This is a genomic window from Lapidilactobacillus gannanensis (genome assembly GCF_003946675.1).
Taxonomy (GTDB): Bacteria; Bacillota; Bacilli; order Lactobacillales; family Lactobacillaceae; genus Lapidilactobacillus; species Lapidilactobacillus gannanensis.
Genome location: NZ_RHOT01000077.1, coordinates 1 through 1,191, shown reverse-complemented (window position 1 = coordinate 1,191; position 1,191 = coordinate 1). Strand labels below are relative to the sequence as shown.

Annotated in this window: 1 protein-coding gene; it reads left to right on the top strand. The window is 41.6% G+C overall.

What is annotated here, in order from left to right; translation table 11 throughout:
- Nucleotides 1-362 precede the first annotated feature (362 nt).
- Entirely contained in the window at nucleotides 363-1,013 is a 651-nt protein-coding gene (locus tag EKM81_RS11040; protein WP_125651623.1) for a metal-dependent transcriptional regulator, read from the top strand.
- The last annotated feature ends 178 nt before the right edge of the window (nucleotides 1,014-1,191 follow it).

The following is a 1,191-nucleotide window of genomic DNA, read 5'->3' as shown; positions in this document are numbered from 1 at the left end:
TACCGTTTAGAATAAGGCTTGTATTTAAGATTTTTCGCAGAAAAAGCTTAAATCAACGCCCACGCCGTTCCACGCCCTCTAAATCGCCCAGCAACCACCTTCTTAAATTGGGGAAGACTTGGCACCAGCAGTGGCAGCGTTCCACAACTCGGCGTCCGCAACGGAGTTGTCCGCTATCCTGCCTAAAATCAACTTTAATTTCATTTCAATTACTAGCCAGTACCATAAAGCAAGTTGGAATTAAAACAGCTTAATAATAGGAAACAAATTCAGGGCCTGCCTACTTAAATCATGACAAATAGGCTATAATAAAGATTAGCATAATTGCTTTGCCAATTAGTAAACATATGGAGGTTGGCCTAATGTCACCGAGTCAAGAAAACTATTTGAAGGCTATTTATGAGCTTAGTCATGATCGGCGCAAAATTACCAATAAGAATATTGCTGATATTTTACAAGTTAGCGCGCCTTCAGTCACAGAGATGCTCACTAGTTTGGCCAAAGAAGCGCTGGTTAGTCACACCCCTTATAATGAAATCTCACTAACTGATAAGGGCCGTGAAATAGCAACAACGCTCGTTCGTCGTCATCGTATTTGGGAAGTCTTCCTGCACGATAAACTTAATTACAATATCGGTGAAGTGCATGAAGCTGCTGATGTCTTGGAGCACACTACAGATGGCATGTTAATTTCGCGGCTGAATACTTTCCTTGATGATCCTAAACGTTGTCCTCATGGTGGCTTAATTCCCGGAAATGCACCCATGACTGATCAAAACGACCAAGTTCTGGTTAACACTCCTGACGGCGAAACTGTCCAAGTCAAACGTGTCATTGATAATCACGAGTTCCTGATGTACTTTGAAGGATTAAATTTAGCCTTAGGAACGAATATTACCATCTTGCGTCATGAACCTTTTGAGGGTCCAATTGTTATCAAAACAAGTGATGGTCGCGAGATTCCTATCAGCTTTAAAGCAGCTGGTTATATTTTTGTCACTGAAGTTAACTAAGAAAACCATGCATCATGAGTCTAGGACAGCAATTATTTAAATTAAATAAGGCCGAACTTTGGTTGTTGAAACGTGTTCGCAAAAAACATCCGGTTCCGCTTAGTAATCATCCACCCGCATAGCGGGTGGCTTTTTATTAGCCCTAGAAGGGCTTGCCACACGCAAAAAGCCCCTTAAA

Coding starts and splice junctions, on each gene's coding strand:
- EKM81_RS11040 (WP_125651623.1), top strand. CDS start 363: ATGTCACCGAGTCAAGAAAACTATTTGAAGGCTATTTATGAGCTTAGT.